The 18,841-nt window shown below is 72.7% G+C and carries 11 protein-coding genes; 5 read left to right on the top strand and 6 right to left on the bottom strand.

Going from position 1 to position 18,841, the window contains the following annotated elements; all coding sequences use genetic code 11:
- Window positions 1-31 precede the first annotated feature (31 nt).
- Window positions 32-6,283 (top strand): amino acid adenylation domain-containing protein, encoded by a 6,252-nt coding sequence (locus ACIBG7_RS13590; protein ID WP_397336330.1) that lies wholly within the window; start codon window positions 32-34, stop codon window positions 6,281-6,283.
- Window positions 6,280-9,363, top strand: coding sequence for an amino acid adenylation domain-containing protein (locus tag ACIBG7_RS13585; protein WP_397336329.1), 3,084 nt, complete (start codon window positions 6,280-6,282; stop codon window positions 9,361-9,363). The genes ACIBG7_RS13590 and ACIBG7_RS13585 overlap by 4 nt, the downstream gene beginning before the upstream one ends.
- Before the next feature lie 32 nt (window positions 9,364-9,395).
- Here ACIBG7_RS13585 and ACIBG7_RS13580 read toward each other — a convergent pair whose 3' ends face one another.
- The gene (locus ACIBG7_RS13580; protein ID WP_397336328.1) at window positions 9,396-9,860 is read right to left on the bottom strand and encodes a hypothetical protein; all 465 of its coding nucleotides are present in this window, start codon (window positions 9,858-9,860) and stop codon (window positions 9,396-9,398) included.
- 383 nt (window positions 9,861-10,243) lie between these two features.
- Here ACIBG7_RS13580 and rox point away from each other — a divergent pair, with 383 nt between their 5' ends.
- Entirely contained in the window at window positions 10,244-11,707 is a 1,464-nt protein-coding gene (rox, locus tag ACIBG7_RS13575) for a rifampin monooxygenase (RefSeq protein WP_397336327.1), read from the top strand.
- Between the two features lie 75 nt (window positions 11,708-11,782).
- Here the strand turns inward: rox and ACIBG7_RS13570 are convergent, their stop codons facing one another.
- Window positions 11,783-12,979: an MFS transporter gene (locus ACIBG7_RS13570; RefSeq protein ID WP_397336326.1), complete on the bottom strand. Its 1,197-nt coding sequence runs from the start codon at window positions 12,977-12,979 to the stop codon at window positions 11,783-11,785.
- 154 nt (window positions 12,980-13,133) lie between these two features.
- Between ACIBG7_RS13570 and ACIBG7_RS13565 the strand changes: the two genes are divergently transcribed.
- Both ACIBG7_RS13565 and ACIBG7_RS13560 read left to right on the top strand, forming a co-directional pair.
- Complete coding sequence (locus ACIBG7_RS13565) at window positions 13,134-13,724, top strand: helix-turn-helix domain-containing protein (protein ID WP_397336325.1); 591 nt, start codon at window positions 13,134-13,136, stop codon at window positions 13,722-13,724.
- A gap of 80 nt (window positions 13,725-13,804) precedes the next feature.
- Window positions 13,805-15,268: a SulP family inorganic anion transporter gene (locus tag ACIBG7_RS13560; protein ID WP_397336324.1), complete on the top strand. Its 1,464-nt coding sequence runs from the start codon at window positions 13,805-13,807 to the stop codon at window positions 15,266-15,268.
- A gap of 16 nt (window positions 15,269-15,284) precedes the next feature.
- On the opposite strand, the gene ACIBG7_RS13555 is transcribed toward ACIBG7_RS13560, so the two are convergent.
- From ACIBG7_RS13555 to ACIBG7_RS13540, 4 genes are read right to left on the bottom strand one after another with little or no spacing between them, the layout of a single operon-like run.
- Window positions 15,285-16,709, bottom strand: coding sequence for a nitrilase-related carbon-nitrogen hydrolase (locus tag ACIBG7_RS13555; protein WP_357923607.1), 1,425 nt, complete (start codon window positions 16,707-16,709; stop codon window positions 15,285-15,287).
- Window positions 16,693-17,262, bottom strand: coding sequence for a TetR/AcrR family transcriptional regulator (locus tag ACIBG7_RS13550; protein WP_357923609.1), 570 nt, complete (start codon window positions 17,260-17,262; stop codon window positions 16,693-16,695). The genes ACIBG7_RS13555 and ACIBG7_RS13550 overlap by 17 nt, the downstream gene beginning before the upstream one ends.
- A 39-nt stretch (window positions 17,263-17,301) precedes the next feature.
- Window positions 17,302-18,123 carry an MBL fold metallo-hydrolase gene (locus tag ACIBG7_RS13545; RefSeq protein ID WP_397336322.1) on the bottom strand — a complete coding sequence of 274 codons (822 nt, stop codon included), beginning with the start codon at window positions 18,121-18,123 and terminating at the stop codon, window positions 17,302-17,304.
- A gap of 13 nt (window positions 18,124-18,136) precedes the next feature.
- A complete protein-coding gene (locus ACIBG7_RS13540; protein WP_357923613.1) occupies window positions 18,137-18,769 on the bottom strand; it encodes a TetR/AcrR family transcriptional regulator in 633 nt (210 codons plus the stop codon).
- Between the last annotated feature and the right edge of the window lie 72 nt (window positions 18,770-18,841).

Below are 18,841 nucleotides of genomic sequence, written 5' to 3'. Positions count from 1 at the left end.
CGCGATCCCGCGCCGCGAGCCGGGTGCGGAGGTGCCCCTGTCGTTCGCGCAGGAGGGCCTGTGGTTCATGGAGCAGTTCGCTCCGGGGACCGCCGCCTACACCGTGCCGCTCGTGCTGCGCCTGCGCGGGCCGCTCGACACCGGCCGGCTCCAGCACGCGCTCGACTCGCTGGTGGCCAGGCACGAGATCCTGCGCAGCCGCTTCCCCGCCGACGCCGACGGGCGGCCACGGGTCGAGGTGGCCGAGCACGTCCACGTCGAATTGCGCCACCAGAGCGCCGCCGACGAGACCGAGGCCCGCGCCCTGCTCGGCGCCGACCTGGGCCGGCCCTTCGCCATCGCCACCGAGCCGCCGCTGCGCGCCACACTGGTACGGCTGGCCGACGAGGAGCACGTGCTGCTGGTGACCCTGCACCACATCGCCGGCGACGGCTGGTCGCTGGAGATCCTGGCCGGGGAGCTGCGCGCCCTGTACGCGGGGGAGGACCTCCCAGAACCGGCCGTGCAGTACGGCGACTTCGCGCTGTGGCAGCGCTCGCGCCCGGCCGACGAGGCGGACCTCGCCTACTGGCGCGAGCAGCTCGCCGGCGTGCCGCCCATCGACCTGCCGCTCGACGGCCGGCGCGGCGCCGTGGCCACCTTCGAGGGCGACTCCCACGCCTTCACCATCGACTCCGGCCTGCTGACCGCCGCCACCAACCTGGCCAGGGAGCACGACGCGACGTTGTACATGGTCGTCCTGGCCGTCTACCAGGTCCTGCTCGGCCGGCACAGCGGGCAGGACGACTTCGCCGTCGGCACTCCCGTCGGCGGTCGCCCGCGCAGCGAGCTGGAGCAGCTTGTCGGCATGTTCGTCAACATGCTGGCCATGCGCGCCGACCTGGCGGGCGACCCGACCTTCACCGAGCTGCTCACCCGGGTCCGGCGGACCGCCCTGGACGCCTTCGAGCACCAGCGCCTGCCGTTCGAGCAGCTCATCGGGGAGCTCGGCCTGGCCCGCGACATCTCGCGCACCGCCGTCTTCCAGGTCGCGCTGGCCCTGCAGAGCTACGCCGAGGAGAACGCGGACTGGCCCGGGCTGCGGGTGGAGTCCTTCCCGCTGGCCGCCCAGGCCGCGCCGTTCGAGCTGGAGCTGTTCCTCACCGAACGCCGCGACGGGCTCGACGGGCTGTTCGTCTACAACCGCGACCTGCTCGGCAAGCACACGGTCGAGGAACTGGGCGCCCGGTTCGTGACCCTGCTGCGGGCCGCGACCTCCGCGCCCGACCGGCGGGTGTCGGAGCTGGAGATGCTGACCGCCGAGGAGCGGACGCACCTGCTCGCGCTCGCCGAGGGGCCGCGCCTGCCGTACCCGGAAGACAAGACCCTGGGCGAGCTGGTCGGCGAGCAGGTCCTGCGCACGCCGGACGCGGTCGCCCTGGAGCTGGACGGCGAGCGGCTCACCTACGCCGAGCTGGAGCGGCGGGCCAACCGGCTCGCGCACCGCTTACGCGAGTGCGGCGCCGGACCCGGCACCCGGGTCGCGGTCTGCGCCGAGCGCTCGTTCGAGCTGGTGGTCAGCCTGCTGGCCGTGGTCAAGGCCGGGGCGGCCTACGTGCCCCTGGACCCTGACTACCCGCGCGACCGGCTGGAGTTCATGCTGCGCGACGCCCAGGCCGTGGTGCTGCTGGCGCAGGAGGCGGTCCGCGACCGGCTGCGCGACGTGGGGATCACGGCGCTCGCGCCGGAAGCCGACCTGCCCGGCCTCCCGGACGAGGCGCCGGAGCCGGTGGCGACCCCCGACGACCCCGCCTACATGATCTACACCTCCGGCTCCACCGGCCGCCCGAAGGGCGTGCCGAACACGCACGCGGCCATCGGCAACCGGCTCGACTGGATGCAGCGCGCCTTCGCCCTGGACGGGTCGGACGTGGTGCTGCAGAAGACGCCCGCCGGGTTCGACGTGTCGGTCTGGGAGTTCTTCTGGCCGCTCATCACCGGCGCCCGGCTGGTGCTGGCCGTACCGGGCGGACACCGGGACACCGCCTACCTGCGCGACCTCATCGCCGGCAGCGGCGTGACGACCCTGCACTTCGTGCCGTCGATGCTGGCCGCCTTCGTGGAGGAGGAGGGCATCGAGGCGTGCACGTCGCTGCGCCGGGTGATCTGCAGCGGCGAGGAGCTGCCGCCCCGGCTGGCCGACCGCTTCTTCGAGCGGCTGCCGCACGTCGAGCTGCACAACCTGTACGGCCCGACCGAGGCGGCCGTGGACGTCACCGCCTGGCGGTGCACGCCCGGCGACAGCCGCGTGCCGATCGGGCATCCGGTGCAGAACACGCGCATCCACATCCTCGACGCGCGGCTGAACCCGGTGCCCTTCGGCGTGCCGGGGGAGCTGCACATCGGCGGGGTCCAGGTCGCGCAGGGCTACCACGACCGGCCCGCGCTGACCGCCGAGCGGTTCGTGCCCGACCCGTACGGCCCGCCGGGCGCGCGGCTGTACCGCACCGGCGACCTGGCGAGGCTGCGCCGCGACGGCGCGGTGGAGTTCCTCGGCCGCATCGACGGCCAGATCAAGATCCGCGGCCAGCGGGTCGAGCTGGGCGAGATCGAGGCCGTGCTGCGTGAACAGCCGGGCGTGCGCGAGGCGCTGGTCCTGGCCCGCGACGAGGGGCTCGTGGCCTACGTCGTCACGGCCGCGCCCGAAGCCGACCTGCGCGCGGCGCTCAAGGCGCTGCTGCCCGACCACATGGTGCCCGGCGCCTACGTGATCCTCGACGAGCTGCCGCTCAGCCCGAACGGCAAGGTCGACCGGGCCGCGCTCCCCGCGCCGCCGCGCCCCGGCCCGGCCGGCGGACGCGGCGAGCTGCCGAGCAGCCCGGCCGAGCTCGCCGTCGCCGAACTCTGGGGCGAGTTGCTCGGGCGCTCCGACATCCGGCTCGACGACGACTTCTTCGAGATCGGCGGCCACTCGCTGGTGGCCATCCAGGTGGTCGCCCGGCTGCGCCGCCTGCTGGCGCCGGTCGAGGGCCGCTCGGTCGGCGTCATGGACCTGTTCAAGAACCCGACCGTGCGCCTGCTCGCCGAGCTCATCGAGGGGCCCGCGCCGGCCGAGGACCGGCCGCGCGAGCTGCTGCACCGGCTGACCCGCTCGCGGGCCGTACCGGCGCTCACCTTCGTCTGCTTCCCGTACGGCGGCGGCAGCGCCCTGGTCTACCAGCCGCTGGCCGACGCCCTGCCCGAGGAGTGCGCGCTGTACTCCATGGCCTTCCCCGGCCACGACCCCGGCCGCCCCGACGAGCCGGTGATGCCGCTGGAGGAGGTCATCGAGCAGTGCGTGCGCGAGATCCTCGACAACGTGCACGGACCGATCGCCCTCTACGGCCACTGCGGCATCGGCGGCGCGGTCACCGCCGAGGTGGCCCGGCGCTTGGAGGCGCGGGGCCGCGACCTGGAAGCGGTCTACATCGGCGCGATCTTCCCCTTCGCCCGGCCCGAGGGCCGCATCGCCGGGCCGCTGGGCCGGCTGCTGCGCACCGACCGGCTGCGCGGCGACCGGGTCTACGAGAACCGCATGAAGGCTATGGGCAACGACATCAGCGGCCTGGACGAGGAGCAGGTCCGGTTCATGGTCCGCAACCAGCGGCGGGACACGCTGATCGCGGAGGAGAGCTTCACCCGGATGCTGGCCGAGCGGGCCGAGCCGTTGCGCGCCCCGGTCATCGCGGTCGTCGGCGCGCAGGACCCCGCCACCGACTACCACCGCGAGCGCTACCGGGAATGGCGTTTCCTGTCGCCCGACCTGGCCCTGGTCGTCCTCGACGAGGCGGGGCACTACTACCTGAAGTACCGCGCGGACGACCTTGCGCAGATCCTCACCAACACCCACATCGCGATGGGCTACGGCGCCACCGACGCGCTCAGCCGTACCGCCCGGGGACCGGCGGCGGGCTGGTGGATCGAGGAGACCTCGCCGCCGTCGCAGCCGGAGCCTGAACCGGACCGGCCGAAGAAGGAGCCGCCGCCGCCCAGCATGCGGCGCTTCCTGACCGTCTCCGCCGCCCAGCTCGTCTCCATGATCGGCACCGCGGTCACCGACTTCGCCATCCCGATCTGGGTCTACACCACCACCGGCTCGCTGGTGAACTTCGCCCTGCTGGTGGCCCTGGCGATCATGCCGGGCGTGCTGGCCGCCCCGCTGGTCGGCGCCATCGTCGACCGGTCCGGGAAACGGTCCATGATGGTCCTGGGCAACTGCCTGGCCGGCGGCGTGCAACTGCTGTTCGGGCTGTTGCTGTGGAGCGGCAACCTGGCCGTCTGGCACATCTACCCGCTCACCGCGGCGCTGTCGGTGACGCTGATCTTCCAGCGGCTGGCCTACTCCTCGGCGCTGCCGCAACTGGTCCCCAAGCGCTACCTCGGTCACGCGGCCGGTGTGGTGCAGATGTTGCTCGGCACCTCCCAGTTCGTCGCGCCGCTGCTGGCCGTCGCGCTGCTGGCCGGGATCGGCCTGGGCGGCATCCTGGTGATCGACGTGGCCAGTTTCGCCGTCGTGCTGGTCGCGCTGGCCCTCATCCGCTTCCCCGCGACCCTCGGGCTGGAGCGGCGCGAGCCGATGGCCACCGAGATCGCCGCCGGGTTTAGCATGTCCCTGGGCAACCGGCACCTGCGGGCCGCGCTGCTGTACTTCGCCGTCCTCAACGTCATGCTGGCCGCGGTGCTGATGTCCGTCTCGCCGCTGGTGCTGTCCTTCGCCGACCTCGGTACGGCAGGCCGCGTCGCCTTCGTCGGCGGCCTCGGCGCCACCCTCGGCGGCGTGCTCGTCGCCCTGTGGGGCGGCCCGCGACGGCGCCGGATGCGCGCGGTGCTGCTGGGCACGCTGCTGCTGAGCCTGTTCGCGGTGGTCACCGGCCTGCACGCCTCACCGCTCGTGGTCGCCGTGGGCGCGTTCGGCCTGTGGTGCAGCCTGTCCGTGGTCAACGGCGTCTTCATGACGATCATCCACGTGAAGGTGCCGCAACGCTTCCACGGCCGGGTCATGGCGTTCAACCAGATGATCTCCTGGTCGACGCTGCCGATCGGCATGGCCGTCGTCGCGCCGCTGGGGGAGCGGCTGCTGGAGCCGCTCCTGGCCCCCGGCGGGGCGCTGGCCTCCTCGGTCGGCGCGGTGATCGGCGTCGGCCCCGGCCGCGGCATCGCGTTCATGTACATCCTGCTCGGCCTCGGCATCGCGGTGCACGTGCTGGTCTCGATGCGCATCCCGGTGCTGGCCCGCTTCGACGACGAGGTGCCGGAGGCCGAACCCGACGACCTCGTCGGCGCTCAGGCGCTGCAAGGCCGGGCGGGCAACGTCGTCAGCCTGGCCTGGAGCGCGCCCGCCTTCGCCAAGGCGCTGACCATGCCGCTGTCGGCGGCCAAGGCCGCGGAACTGCTCGGCGAACCCGTCGAGAGCGTGCTGCTGCGCACCGGCGGTGAGATCAGCGCCGTCTACGAGGTCAGGACCGCCACCCGCGAGCTGATCTTCAAGCTCTACCCGGGCCTGTTCACCGACCGCATGCGCAAGGAGCGCCGCGTCTACGAGCTGCTGGCCGGCAGCGGGGCGCCCGCACCGGCCGTGGTGCTGGCCGACGACTCCAAGCGCGACCTGCCCCAGGCGTACCTAGTCATGACCAAGATCCCCGGACAACCGCTGTCCCAGGTGTCGGCCACGCTGGACGAGGAGAGCATCGAGCGGCTCTACCGCGACATGGGCCGAGTCCTGCGGGCCGTGCACAGCGTCGAGCTGACCGCCTTCGGCCCGTTCGACGGGCTTCAGGAGCCGACCAACGACGCCTACGTCGGCGGCGAGTTCGAGACGAAGGCCGCCCGGTTCGCCGAGTTCGGCGGCGACCCCGAGCTGCACGCGGCGCTGGTCGCCAAGCTGCGCACCGGCCGCCCGCTGCTGTCCCGCTGCGCCACGCCCGTACTGCTGCACCACGACTTCCACGAACGCAACGTCATGGTCGCCGAGCAGGACGGGCGCTGGGAGCTGACCGGCGTCATCGACGTCGAGAACGCCCTCGGCGGCGACCCGCTCATGGACCTGGCACGGACCGACTACTTCGCCGTCCGCGGCGACGCCCGCCGCCGGCGGGCGCTCCTGGAGGGGTACGGCCCGCTGCCGGCCGACTGGGCCGAGCGCCTGGCGTTCTACCGGCTCTACCACGCGCTCGACCAGTGGCACTGGCTGGCCACCATCGGCGAGGTCAGCGCGCTGGAGCCGATCACCGGGGAGATCCGCGAGCACCTGACGGAGGCACCGTGACCGAGAGCGTCTTCCCCGCCTCCTACGCCCAGCAGCGCATCTGGTTCCTCACCGAGCTGACGCCCGACCTGCCGCTCTACAGCATCGGCGGCGTCTACCGGCTGGAAGGGTTGCGGGTGACGCGGCCCGAGCTGGTGGAGGAGGCGCTCCGGCTGGTCGTGCGGCGGCACGAGCCGCTGCGCACCCGCTTCGAGCTGCGCGACGGGCAGGTCGTGCAGCTCATCGCCCCCGACGTGCCGGTGCGCCTGGCGCGGAGCGACCTGTCCGGCCTGGACGCGGCCGACCAGGCCGCCGAGCTGGCCGCGCTCGGCGCCGCCGACGTGGCCGAGCCGTTCGCCCTCGACCGGGCCCCGCTGTGGCGGGCCCGGCTGGTGGACCTCGGCGGCGACCAGTGGCGGCTGGTGCTCGTCACCCACCACACCGTCTTCGACGCCTGGTCCTCCGAGGTCTTCGCCGAGGACCTTGCCGAAGCGCACGCCGCCCTGCTGGAGCAGCGCGAGCCCGCCTTCGGCAAGCTGACCGTGCAGTACGCCGACTACGCCGTCTGGCAGCGCGAACGGCTCGACGCCGGCGAGCTCGACGAGGACCTGGCCTACTGGCGCGAGCGGCTGGCCGGTGCGGTGCCCCTCGAACTGCCCACCGACCGGCCCCGGCCGGCCGAGCTCAGCTACGCCGGCGCCAACCACGCCTTCACCGTCCCCGCCGAACTGGCCGAACGGGTCACCACCCTGGCCAAGTCCTCCGGCGCGACCACCTTCGCGGTGCTGCTCACCGCCTTCGCCGCCCTGCTGGCCCGCTGGAGCGGGCAGAACGACGTGGTCATCGGCTCACCGGTGGCCGGACGCGACCTGCCGGAGCTCAACCCGCTGGTCGGCATGTTCGTCAACACCCTGCCGCTGCGCGCCGACCTCGGCGGCGACCCGACCTTCGCCGAAGCGCTGGACCGGGTCCGGGACACTGTGCTGGAGGCGCTGGACCGCGCCGAGGTGCCCTTCGCGCGCATCGTCGAGGAGGTACGGCCGCCGCGCGACCCGGCGCGGACCCCGCTGTACCAGGTGGCCTTCAACCAGTTGCCGTTCGACGTCCGCGGCCAGTTCGGGACCGGTACCGCCAAGACGGACCTCACGCTGGAGGTGCAGAACCCGGACGGGGAGATGAGCGCCTGGCTGGAGTACAGCACCGACCTGTTCGACCCGGAGACCGTCGCCGAGCTCGCCGGCAGCTACCTCGCCCTGCTCGACGCGGCCACCGCCGACCCCGCGCTGCCCCTGTCCCGGCTGCCGCTGATGTCGGCCGCGCGGCGGGCCGAGGTGCTGGCCTCCTGGCACGGGCCGCGCCTGCCGTACCCGCAGCAGCCGCTGCACGAGCTGGTCGCGGCCCGCGAGCCGGACGCGCCCGCAGTGATCGTCCCGCACGAGGACCGCACGCTGACGTACGGCGAGCTCGACCGGCGGGCCCGCGCGCTGGCCGCCGAACTGATCCGCCGCGGCGTCGGCGGCGAATCACCGGTCGCGGTCTGCCTGCCGCCCGGCGGCGACCTGGTGATCGCGCTCCTGGCGGTCCTGAAGGCGGGCGGCTGCTACGTGCCGCTCGACCCGCGCTACCCCGAGGCGCGGCTGCGCTTCATGCTCGACGACTCCGGGACCGCCCTGGCTCTGACCACGCCCGAGCTGGCCGGGCGGCTGCCCGGCGTGCCGTGCCTCGTCGACTTTCCCAGCGAGCCGCCCGCCGGCCTGGTGCTGCCACGGGTGTCGCCCGACGATCTCGCCTACCTGATCTACACCTCCGGCTCCACCGGCACCCCCAAGGGCGTCATGGTGCCGCACCGGGGCGTGGTCAACCTGGTCGAGAGCCTGGCCTTCGACGCCGCCGAACGCATGCTGCTGCTCACCCCGCTCTCCTTCGACATCGCCGCCCTGGAACTGTTCGGGCCGCTGCTGGCGGGCGGCGCGGTCGTGGTGGCTCCGCCGTCCGGCAAGCTCAGCGGCCTCGACGTCACCACCGTCCAGGCCCCGCCCTCGGTGCTGGCCGAACTCCTCGACCAGTTCCCTCCCGGGCTGCCCCGCCTCTTCAGCGGCGGCGAGCCGCTGACCGGCGGCCTCGCCGCGCGGCTGCAGGCCGTGGCCGGGCAGGTGCACAACATGTACGGCCCGACCGAGACCACCATCTGGTCCCTCACCCACCGCCTCCGGCCCGACGACCCCGCCATCCGCATCGGCCGCCCGGTGGCCAACACCACGGCCTACGTCCTGGACGCCTCCATGGAGCCCGTGCCGCCCGGCATGATCGGCGAGCTCTACCTGGGCGGCGACGGCCTGGCCCGCGGCTACCACCGCCGCCCCGACCTCACCGACACCCGCTTCGTCCCCGACCCCTTCGGGCCGGGCGGGCGCCTGTACCGCACCGGCGACCTGGTGCGCCGCTGCCCGGACGGCCTGCTGGAGTTCATCGGCCGCACCGACGACCAGGTCAAGGTCCGAGGCGTCCGCATCGAACTCGGCGAGGTCGAGTCGGCCCTGCTCACCCACCCGGGCGTCACCAGGGCCGCCGCCGCCGTCCGCGACGACGCCCCCGGCGGCCCGGCCCTCGTCGCCTACGTCGACCACCTCGCCCCGGTCGGAGAACTGCGGGCCCACCTGGCCGACCGCCTCCCACCCACCATGGTCCCCAGCCTCTACGTCAGCGTCGACACCTTCCCCCGCCTGCCCAACGGCAAGCTCGACCGCACCGCCCTCCCTCCACCCCAGCCCCTGGCCCCCTCCACGTTCGCCGCACCCCCTTCCACGGCAGCGGAAGAACTGGTCCACGAGATCTGGGCCGAGGTGCTCGGCTTCGACACCTTCGGCGTGGACGCCGACTTCTTCGACCTCGGCGGCCACTCCATGCTCGGCACCCGCGTGATCGCCCGCCTCTGCTCCGACCTGGACCTCGAACTGCCGCTGAACACCCTCTTCCTCACCCGCACCGTCCGCCGCCTGGCCGCCGCCGTGGAAGCCCGCCTCACCGCCGAGATCGCCGCACTCTCCGACGAGGAGGCCCTCACCCGCCTCACCTCATCCACCGGACAGGAGGACACCTGACCCAGGTGGCACCCGCCGCCCTGAACGAGGCTCTAGGCCGGGCGAGGCACGCTGACGGCGTGAACCTCGCCCTCGACGACGACGATCTGCGCGCCCGACCCCGGCTGCAGGAACTCCCGCACGTCTGCCTGGGCACGAGGCCGTTCGACCAGGCCTACGCCAAGCTCAGCCAGCGCCGCCCGCAAGGATTCAAAAGGGAGCGCCGGCTGCAGCGGCCCGTACTCGATCCGGATCGGATCCGCAGCGATGCCGACCCCGGCTGGCCGAAGCCGATGGAACTGCACCGTGAAGTGGACGCCCCACCATGTCGGCGCCCCGATGTGCCGTTCCCAGAAGAACTCGACCAGACCGTAGTCACGCCACATCCGCCGCCGAGCCCGGTTCTCCGCCGACGTGGCCCCGAGGATCCCGTCGACCTCGTCCGGACTGCTCGTCGAGTCGGCCCCCAGGACATGCCCCCGCACGATGACATCGACGGCAAGGCGCAGCGTACTCACGCTGGGGTGTTACGGGGAGCTCTCGTCACACCGGCTGAGTGTAGACAGGTCGCCCTTCTTGGCGCCTGGTGGGGCCGCGCGCATCACCCCGGTCAGCACGTGGAGCGCATGCGGCCGAACCTTGACGGACGTCGTGGAACCTTCGGCCCAGCCTCGGTCCTCTTCGCCGGAACCAACCCCGGCGTCGCCGTCCCTTCCTGTGGGTGGAAAAGGGTTGGACGGGGTGGTGTTCAGGCCGCTAAGTTGCGGGCGACCGTGACATCGCCCGAGGAGGTGGGACCCATGAACGCAGTAGCTATGTGGGTGCTCCCCCTGCCGTCACGGTCGGGCGATTGACGTAGGTGTCGCCGGGAGCGCCAAGGCACTCCTGAAGGGCAACACCTATGCATTCTCAGCAGGCGCCCACGCCGAGCGGTGTGGAGCGGGAGCTGGACAGGTTCGATGTGGTCGTCGTGGGCTGCGGGCCCACCGGGGCGATGCTGGCCGCCGAACTGCGGCTGCACGAGGTGCGCGTACTCGTGCTGGAGAAAGAGACCAGGCCCACGTCGTTCGTTCGCATCGTCGGACTGCACGTGCGCAGCCTCGAGTTGATGGCGATGCGCGGGTTGCTGGAACGCGTGCTGCCGCATGGGCGGCGGCGGCCGGCGGCGGGGTTCTTCGCCGCGATCCCCAAGGCGGCGCCCAAGGGGCTGGATTCGGCGTACGCCTACTTGCTGGGCATTCCGCAACCGGTGATCGAGCGGCTGCTGGAGCAGCGCGCGGTCGAGCTCGGGGCGGATGTGCGGCGCGGGAGCGCGGTCGTGGGGATCGAGCAGGACGGCGAGGGGGTGACCGTGGAGCTCGCGGACGGGGAGCGGGTGCGGGCGCGGTATGTCGTCGGGTGCGACGGCGCGCGCAGTACGGTGCGGAAGCTGCTCGGGGTCGGGTTTCCCGGGGAGCCGGCACGGGCGGAGACGCTGATGGGGGAGATGGAGGTCGGGGTCTCGCCGGAGGAGGTCGCCGCCAGGGTGGCGGAGACCGGCGGGGCGCAGCAGCGCTTCTGGCTCCGGCCGTTCGGCGAGGGGGTCTACAGCGTCCTGGTCCCTGCGGCCGGCGTCAGTGATCGTGCGGAGCCGCCTACGCTCGATGACTTCCGGCAGCAGTTGCGGGCGATCTTCGGGACGGACTTCGGGGTGCATTCCCCGCGCTGGCTGTCGCGGTTCGGGGATGCCACGCGGCTGGCCGAACGGTATCGGGCCGGGTGGGTGCTGCTGGCAGGGGATGCCGCGCACATCCATCCGCCCATCGGCGGGCAGGGGCTCAACCTGGGCATCCAGGATGCGGTCAACCTCGGCTGGAAGCTGGCCGCGCAGGTGCGGGGCTGGGCACCGGAAGGCCTGCTGGACACCTACGAGGCCGAGCGGCGGCCGGTGGCCGCGGATGTGCTGGACAACACCCGGGCGCAGACGGAGCTGCTGTCTCCCGAGCCGGGCCCGCAGGCCGTACGCAGGCTGCTCACCGAGCTGATGGACTTCGACGAGGTGAACCGGCACCTGACCGAGAAGATCACCGCGACCGGCATCCGATACGACTTCGGCGCGGGGCCCGACCTGGTCGGCCGCCGCCTGCCCGATCTGGCAACGAAGCAGGGCCATCTGTACGGGCTGCTGCATCGCGGGCGGGGGCTGTTGCTGGATCGGACGGAACGGCTGGACGTCGCCGGCTGGGCCGACCGGGTCGACTGCCTTGCGGATCCGGCGGCGGAGATGGACGTCCCGGCCGTTCTGCTCCGGCCGGACGGGCATGTGGCCTGGGTGGGCGACGATCAGCGGGAGCTGGACGATCAGCTCACCCGCTGGTTCGGCTGACGGGCCGAGCCAGACGGGAGGGCATCAGCTCGGGGTGCGCTGGGCAGCAGGCCGTACAGCGCACCCCGAGCGGTTCTACGGCTCGCGGCGGGACAGGGCCCGGTCGAGCAGGACGGCCGGTACCACCGCTGCGGCCAGGGCGGCGCCGATCCAGGTGACGGATGTGATGCCTGCGCCGGCGGTCAGGGCGGCGGCGGCGAGGGCCGGGACGAGGCTGATGCCGAGCTGGAACGCCGAGACGGTGGTCGCCCCGGCGAGGGTGGGCGCCGCGGCGGCGATGGTGAAGACCCGGCCGTAAAGGGCGGGGTTCAGGACGAACGCGGCGACCCCGAGCAACAGGACCAACGGGACGACGGCCAGCGCGTGCCGGCCCAGCAGCGCCAGCAGGATCGACACGGCCGCGATCCCGAAAGCCCCGGCCAGCAGCGCGAAGGTGGGCCGCCGGTCGGCGATCCGGCCGCCGACGGACACGCCGGCGAAGGCCCCGACGCCGAAGAGCGCGAGGACGGCGGGGATGCACACGCCGGGAAGGCGGGTGAGGTCGGTCAGGAAAGACGCCAGGTAGTTGAACGTGATCATGTAGGCGGCCGTGCTCAGGATGGTGACGCCGTAGATCACCCAAAGCTGGGGCCGCCGCATCGTCCGCAGCTCGCGGCGCACGCTCGGCTCGGTGTCCGCCCGGGTCGCCGGCACCGCGATCAGGCTCAGGACGGTCCCCGCCACGGTCAGGACGACCACTCCCCAGAACCCGCCACGCCAGCCGGTGAAGTAGCTGAGCATCGCCCCCGCCGGGCCGCCGGCGACCATCGCCAGGCTGAGCCCGCTCACCACCACCCCCGAGGCCCGGGCGGTGCGGTCGGGCGTGACCAGGCTGATCGCGATGACCGCCGCGACCGCCCAGTACCCGGCGTAGGCCAGCCCGCTGACGAACCGGGTGGCCAGCAGCACGGCGTAGCTGTCGGTCAGCAGGCCGATCGCCACCGAGGCGGCGAAGACGACCTGCGTGGCCACCAACGTGGTACGGCGAGGCCAGCGCAACGTCAGGATGGCGAAGGGCGGTCCGCCGACGACCACCCCGGCGGCGAAGGCCGAGATCAGCGCCCCGGCCGTCGACAGGCTGATCCGGAAGTCGCCGGCGATCTCCGGCAGCACCCCGGCCAGCAGGAACTCCGCGCTGCCCATCGCGAACAGGCTGAAGGCCAGGATGTAGACGCCGACCGGCAACCTCCCGCCCGAAACCGCAGCCTGCTGAGGGGCGGTCTCGACGCTCATCGGCCCTCACCCGTTCCCATCATCATGATCACGTCCTGCGTCTTCAGTGTCGTCTCGCTCATCGCGATCACCTCCGCCGCAGACGATGCGCCCTCCGTCCCGGAGGGGGCAATTCTTGTTGCCGTTTCTGGGAACGGTGCGGTGAAATGGCGGCGTGGACGACCTTTCCGCCATCACGGCCGCGCTCGCCGAAGTCGGGCCGCGCCTCAAGCGGCTGCGCATCCAGCGGGACGTGACGCTGGCCGAGCTCGCCGCGGCCACCGGCATCTCCAAGAGCACGCTGTCGCGGCTGGAGTCCGGCCAGCGCCGTCCCAGCCTGGAACTGCTGCTGCCCATCTCGCAGGCGCATCAGGTGCCGCTGGACGAGCTGGTGGGCGCGCCCGAGGTCGGCGACCCCCGCATCCGGCTGACCGCGAGGAAGGTGAACGGCAACACCGTGCTGCCGCTGACCCGCCAGCCGGGCCCGATCCAGACGTACAAGATGGTCATCCCGGCGCGGCGGACGGAGCCCGAGCTGTGCACGCACGAGGGCCATGAGTGGCTCTACGTGCTCTCGGGGAAGTTGCGGCTGCTGCTCGCCGACCATGACCTGGTGCTGGGGCCGGGGGAGGCCGCCGAGTTCGACACCAAGCTGCCGCACTGGTTCGGCAGCACCGGCGAGGGGCCGGTGGAGATCCTCAGCCTCTTCGGCCGCCAGGGGGAACGCATCCACGTCCGCGCCCGCCCGCGTTCGTCGAAGAAATGACCCGAGGGTAGAGTTCCTGGCCGCGGGAAAACGCGCCGCTCCGCCGCCGGGCGGTTCCCTCCTCGCCCAAGGACGTCGTCTTGCTGTTGCCCGTCACCCGTCCGGCCTGGCTCTCGCCGAAGGTCGCCCGTACCGAGCTCCTGTCCGGCCTGGTGGTCGCGCTCGCCCTCATCCCCGAGGCGATCTCGTTCTCGGTCATCGCCGGTGTCGACCCCAGCGTCGGCTTGTTCGCCTCCTTCACCATGGCCGTGGTCATCGCCGTCGTGGGCGGCCGGCCCGCGATGATCTCGGCGGCCACCGGCGCGGTCGCCCTCGTGGTCGCCCCGCTGGTCCGTGAGCACGGGCTGTCCTACCTGATCGCCGCGGTCATCGTGGGCGGCCTCATCCAGATCGCCCTCGGCGCGCTCGGGGTGGCCAGGTTGATGCGGTTCGTGCCGCGCTCGGTGATGGTCGGCTTCGTCAACGCCCTCGCGATCCTGATCTTCATGGCGCAGGTGCCCGAACTCACCGGCGTGCCCTGGGCGGTCTACCCGCTGGTCGCCGGCGGCCTGGCGCTCATGGTGTTCTTCCCGCGCCTCACCACCGTGGTGCCGGCCCCGCTGGTCTCCATCGCGATCCTGACCGCGATCACGCTCGGCGCGGGCCTGGCCGTCCCGTCCGTCGGCGACCGCGGCGAGTTGCCCTCGGCACTGCCCGCCTTCGGCCTGCCGGACGTGCCGTTCACGCTGGACACCCTGGCCGTCGTCGCGCCCTACGCCCTGGCCCTGGCGCTGGTCGGGCTCATGGAGTCGCTGATGACCGCCAAGCTGGTGGACGACCTCACCGACACGCACTCGAACAAGACGCGCGAGTCCGTCGGCCAGGGCGTCGCCAACATCGTCACCGGCCTGTTCGGCGGCATGGGCGGCTGCGCGATGATCGGCCAGACGATGATCAACGTGAAGAACGGCGCCCGCACCCGGTTGTCGACGTTCTCCGCCGGCGTCTTCCTGCTGATCCTGTGCCTGGTGTTCGGGCCGTGGGTCTCCCAGATCCCGATGGCCGCCCTGGTCGCGGTGATGATCCTGGTCTCCTTCGCCACCTTCGACTGGCACTCGATCGCCCCGGCCACGCTCCGGCGGATGCCGTGGGGGGAGACCATCGTGATGGTCACCACCGTCGCCGTCGTGGTCGTCACGCACAACCTGGCCATCGGCGTGGTGGTCGGCTCGGTCACCGCGATGGTCATCTTCGCCCGCCGCGTCGCGCACCTGGCCACGGTCACCGCCGTCCCCGACTCCGACCCTGACCGGGCCGTCTACGCCGTCACCGGTGAGCTGTTCTTCGCCTCCAGCAACGACCTGGTCTACCAGTTCGACTACGCGGGCGACCCCGACGAGGTCGTCATCGACCTGTCCGACGCCCACATCTGGGACGCCTCCTCGGTGGCCGCCCTGGACGCCGTGACCGGCAAGTACGCCGCCCGCGGCAAGACCGTCACGGTGACCGGCCTCAACGCGCCGAGCGCCGAGCTGCACGACACCCTCGCCGGCCGACTGTCCTGACCGGCCCGCGCCCGGCTCACCGGGCCGAGGCCACGGCCGGGTCGCTCCGCCGTACCTCGGAAGCAGCGTCCGGGCCGGGCCTGCGGCGGAGCGAGAGGACGGCCCCCACGCTGAGGGCCGTGCACAGCCAGGCGAACCAGTCGCCGAAGCGGGCGTACGGGGTCTTGCCGGGGCCGGCGGGGACTGTGGCGGTGGTCAGGACGAAGTCCTCCCGGGTGTTCTCTGTGTCGCCGCCGGCCAGCACGCGGCCGTAGCCGTCCGAGATCATCGGCGTGCCCTTCTGCGCGGCCCAGGCGATCGCGACGCCGCTCTCCACCCCGCGCAGCAGGCCGCTGCGGCTGTGCTGCCAGCCGTTCCCGAACTCGTCGGCAGCCGGTACGGCCAGCAGCCCCGCCCCGGCCAGGCCGTAGGAGCGGGCGGGGTCGGCGAAGTTCAGGTCCATGCAGTTGGCCAGCCCGATCGTGCCCCCGGCCGCGTAGACCAGGTCGCGCCCGGCGACCAGCCCCGCGCCGGGCGCGACGTGCCACTTGGTGTAGACCGCGGGCGCCGAGCCGTCGCCGGCGTAGGCGAGCACCTGGTTGTACTTGGCCTCCGGCGTCTTGTGGATCACCCCGACGACGACGGTACGGCCCAGCGTGCCCAGCGCCCGGTCGAGCACGGCCCGGTCGTCCGGGCGGGTGGCGAACGCGGCCTCGGGCAGGACGACGGTCTCGACGGAGGCGGGCAGCGCGGCGATCCGTTCGGCGTAGCCGCGCAGCCGGTTCTGGGCGTCCGGCTCGTCGAGCTGCGGCGCCCATTGGAATCGCCCGGCGACGAGGAGGGCGACCTGCCGCCCGCCGGTCGCCGGTTCGGCCAGCCGTACCAGCCCGAAGCCGACAGCGGCGGCGCAGAGCACCGCGCCCACGGCGATCGCCCGGGGCCGGAGGGAGGCGAGGGCGGCGGGGACCAGCAGGACGAGGTACTCGACCGACCACGACCCGGCCACCGACGCGATCTGGATGACGGCGGGCAGGTCGGCCTGGGTGCCGGCCAGCGGCCACAGGATGCCCACCGGGCTGGTCATCAGGTACAGGTGCCCGAGCGCCACCCAGAGCGCGGGCGCGGCCAGGACGGCGAGCACCGCCCGGCCCCGGACCATCAGCGCGCGGAAGAGCGCGACGACCAGCGCGAACAGCAGCGCCGAGCCCGTCATGATCACCAGGGCGACCGGGAACGGCACCGACGGGGTGTTGAGGTAGAAGTGCAACTGGTTGCCCTGGGCGAGCAGGTAGGCCAGGAAGGCCGCCCCCGCCGCGCTCCACCCGCCAACGCGCGGTGCTACCAGCAGCAACGGCAGGGGAGCCAGCCAGGTCAGCGCGGGCACCGGGGTGAGGCCGGTGCCGAAGAAGAACAGGACGGCCGAGGCCGTCGCGGCTAACGGAAGGCTAAGCCTGGAGACCATCGATGATCCTTCTCGCGGTCCGCTCGCACAGGCGGCGGAAGTCGGGTTCCGGCAGGGCGATGCGGCCGTTCAGGTAGAGCAGGACCAGACCCTGCGCCGCGGAGGTGAGCGCCATGGTGGCCTCCAGCGGGTCGTCGCGGCGCAGCAGGCCCTCGTCCATCCAGTCGCGCACGGCGGTGAAGATCGGCCCGAAGGTGGGGGAGTCGCCGGTCTGGAAGTCGTCGGGGTAGCGGCGGGCGTCCTCGCGGCGGTCGGTGAGCAGGAAGCGGTAGACGTTCGGCTGGCCGAGGGCGAAGTCCAGGTAGTCGTTCAGCAGGCCGGTCAGCCGCTCGGCCATGGGCTCGTCGCGGCGCTCGCTCCAGGTGCCGGCCGCGGCGGCGAAACCGGCCTCGGCCACCGCGCGCAGCAGCGCCTCCCGGCTCGGGTAGTGCCGGTAGGCGGCCATGGCGCTCACGCCGACGTCCGCGGCCACCCGGCGCATGGTCACGGCCTCCGCGCCCTCGGCGGCGAGGATCGCCAGGGCGGCGGAGGCGATACGTTCGGCGGTCGTCACGTTTACAGCGTATACAGCCGACGTATACGCTGTAAACAATCAGCCGGTTCCGGCCCAGCGGGCGAAGCCCCGGAGCTGCCCTTCGTGCACGTCGACCACCCACTCCCAGCCGGGCCCGGCCGAGGTGACGCGGGGGTCGTCGAAGGGGCGGCCCTCCCGCAGGGCGAGGACGTACGCCCGGTCCAGCTCGATCCGCTCGCGGAACCGGCCGGCTCCGCAGGGCGACCCGTGGCCGGGGACGACGGCCTCGACCTTGGCCGCCACGCCCTCGAACAGGTCCAGGGCGGCGAGGTAGTCCTCGACCGGGTCCGCGGTGCCGTCCCAGTCGAGGATCGGGACCAGCACGTCGGAGAGCATGTCGCCGGCCACCAGCACCCCGCGCTCCTCGATGAGCAGCGCCGCGTGGCCCGGCGCGTGCGCCCGGTGCTCGATGATCCGGACCTGCGGGCCCTCCCAGGGGAGCCGGGTGGTCCCGGCCGGCAGGGCGGTGATGAGGCCGAGCAGGTCCAGCGGGATGTGCTCGGCGAGGCCGGTCGGTTCCAGGTGGGCGGCTATCTCGGCCTTGGCGTCCGGGGCGGCCAGTTGCTCGCGGATGGCGGCCGCGCAGCGGGCCGTGCCGTACCGCGGTGGCGTGCCGAACCGGGGGTGCCAGAGCAGGTGGTCCCAGTCCGGATGCGTGGAGAAGCCCGCCGCGACCGGCCGCCCCGACGCGGCCAGGTCGTCGGCGAGGCAGGCCAGCTCGTGGTCCTGGATCCCGGGATCGACGAGCAGCACGCCGTCCCGGCCGTGCACGACCACGGTGTTGGTCCGCACGAACTCGCTCTCGTGGACCAGCACACCGTCGGCGACCTGGTTCAGCACGGGTGACTCCCTTTCATTTCGCGCCGTAGGCGCGGAGGAAGGCCTGGACGGCTGAGGTGGCCAGTTGGGCGCGCTCGGCGTCGGAGTAGTCGGCCGAGGCGCCACCGCAGAACATGGCCCGGTTGACCGGGATCCACAGCAGCAGGCCCATCAGGTGGTTGGCCGCCAGGTAGGGGTCGTCGGCGTGGAGGAGCCCGCGCTCGGCCAGCCGCTGGAAGCCTGCGCTCAGCGTGGCCAGGACCGGCTCGAAGCCGAGCTCGTACCAGCTCCGGCCCAGGTCGGGGAAGCGGTCCGCCTCGGCGATGATCAGGCGCCGCAGCCGCAGGACGTCCGGTTCGAGGAGCCGGTCGAGGAAGGCGCGGGTCAGCCGTCCGAGGTCGCGTTCGAGGTCCTCGGTGTTGTCCAGGGTGGCGGCCACGACCTTGATCACGCCGTCGAGCTCGCCCGCCGTACTGATCACCAGGTGGGCGAAGAGCTGCTCCTTGTCGGTGAACTGCTTGTACACCGTCTGCTTGGAGACCGACGCGAGCGAGGCCACCTCGTCCATGCTCGCGCCCACATAGCCGTTGCGCAGGAAGACCGAGCGGGCGGCCTCCACGATCTGTGCGCGCTTGCGGGCCGACCGGCCCTCTTCAACCTCTGCCATGAAAGAAGAGTACTAGACAGTCCAGTACTGTGACGAGTACTGTACCGTCTAGTTCCGAAACGACGAGTAAGT

This window comes from Nonomuraea sp. NPDC050328 (genome assembly GCF_044459405.1).
GTDB lineage: Bacteria > Actinomycetota > Actinomycetes > Streptosporangiales > Streptosporangiaceae > Nonomuraea.
This window is presented reverse-complemented; position numbering and strand designations above follow the sequence as displayed.

What these genes read in the sequence shown, in the direction of transcription:
- ACIBG7_RS13570 (WP_397336326.1), bottom strand. Translation starts at nt 12,979, where the DNA reads ATGAGCGTCGAGACCGCCCCTCAGCAGGCTGCGGTTTCGGGCGGGAGG.
- rox (WP_397336327.1), top strand. Translation starts at nt 10,244, where the DNA reads ATGCATTCTCAGCAGGCGCCCACGCCGAGCGGTGTGGAGCGGGAGCTG.
- ACIBG7_RS13540 (WP_357923613.1), bottom strand. Translation starts at nt 18,769, where the DNA reads ATGGCAGAGGTTGAAGAGGGCCGGTCGGCCCGCAAGCGCGCACAGATC.
- ACIBG7_RS13555 (WP_357923607.1), bottom strand. Translation starts at nt 16,709, where the DNA reads ATGGTCTCCAGGCTTAGCCTTCCGTTAGCCGCGACGGCCTCGGCCGTC.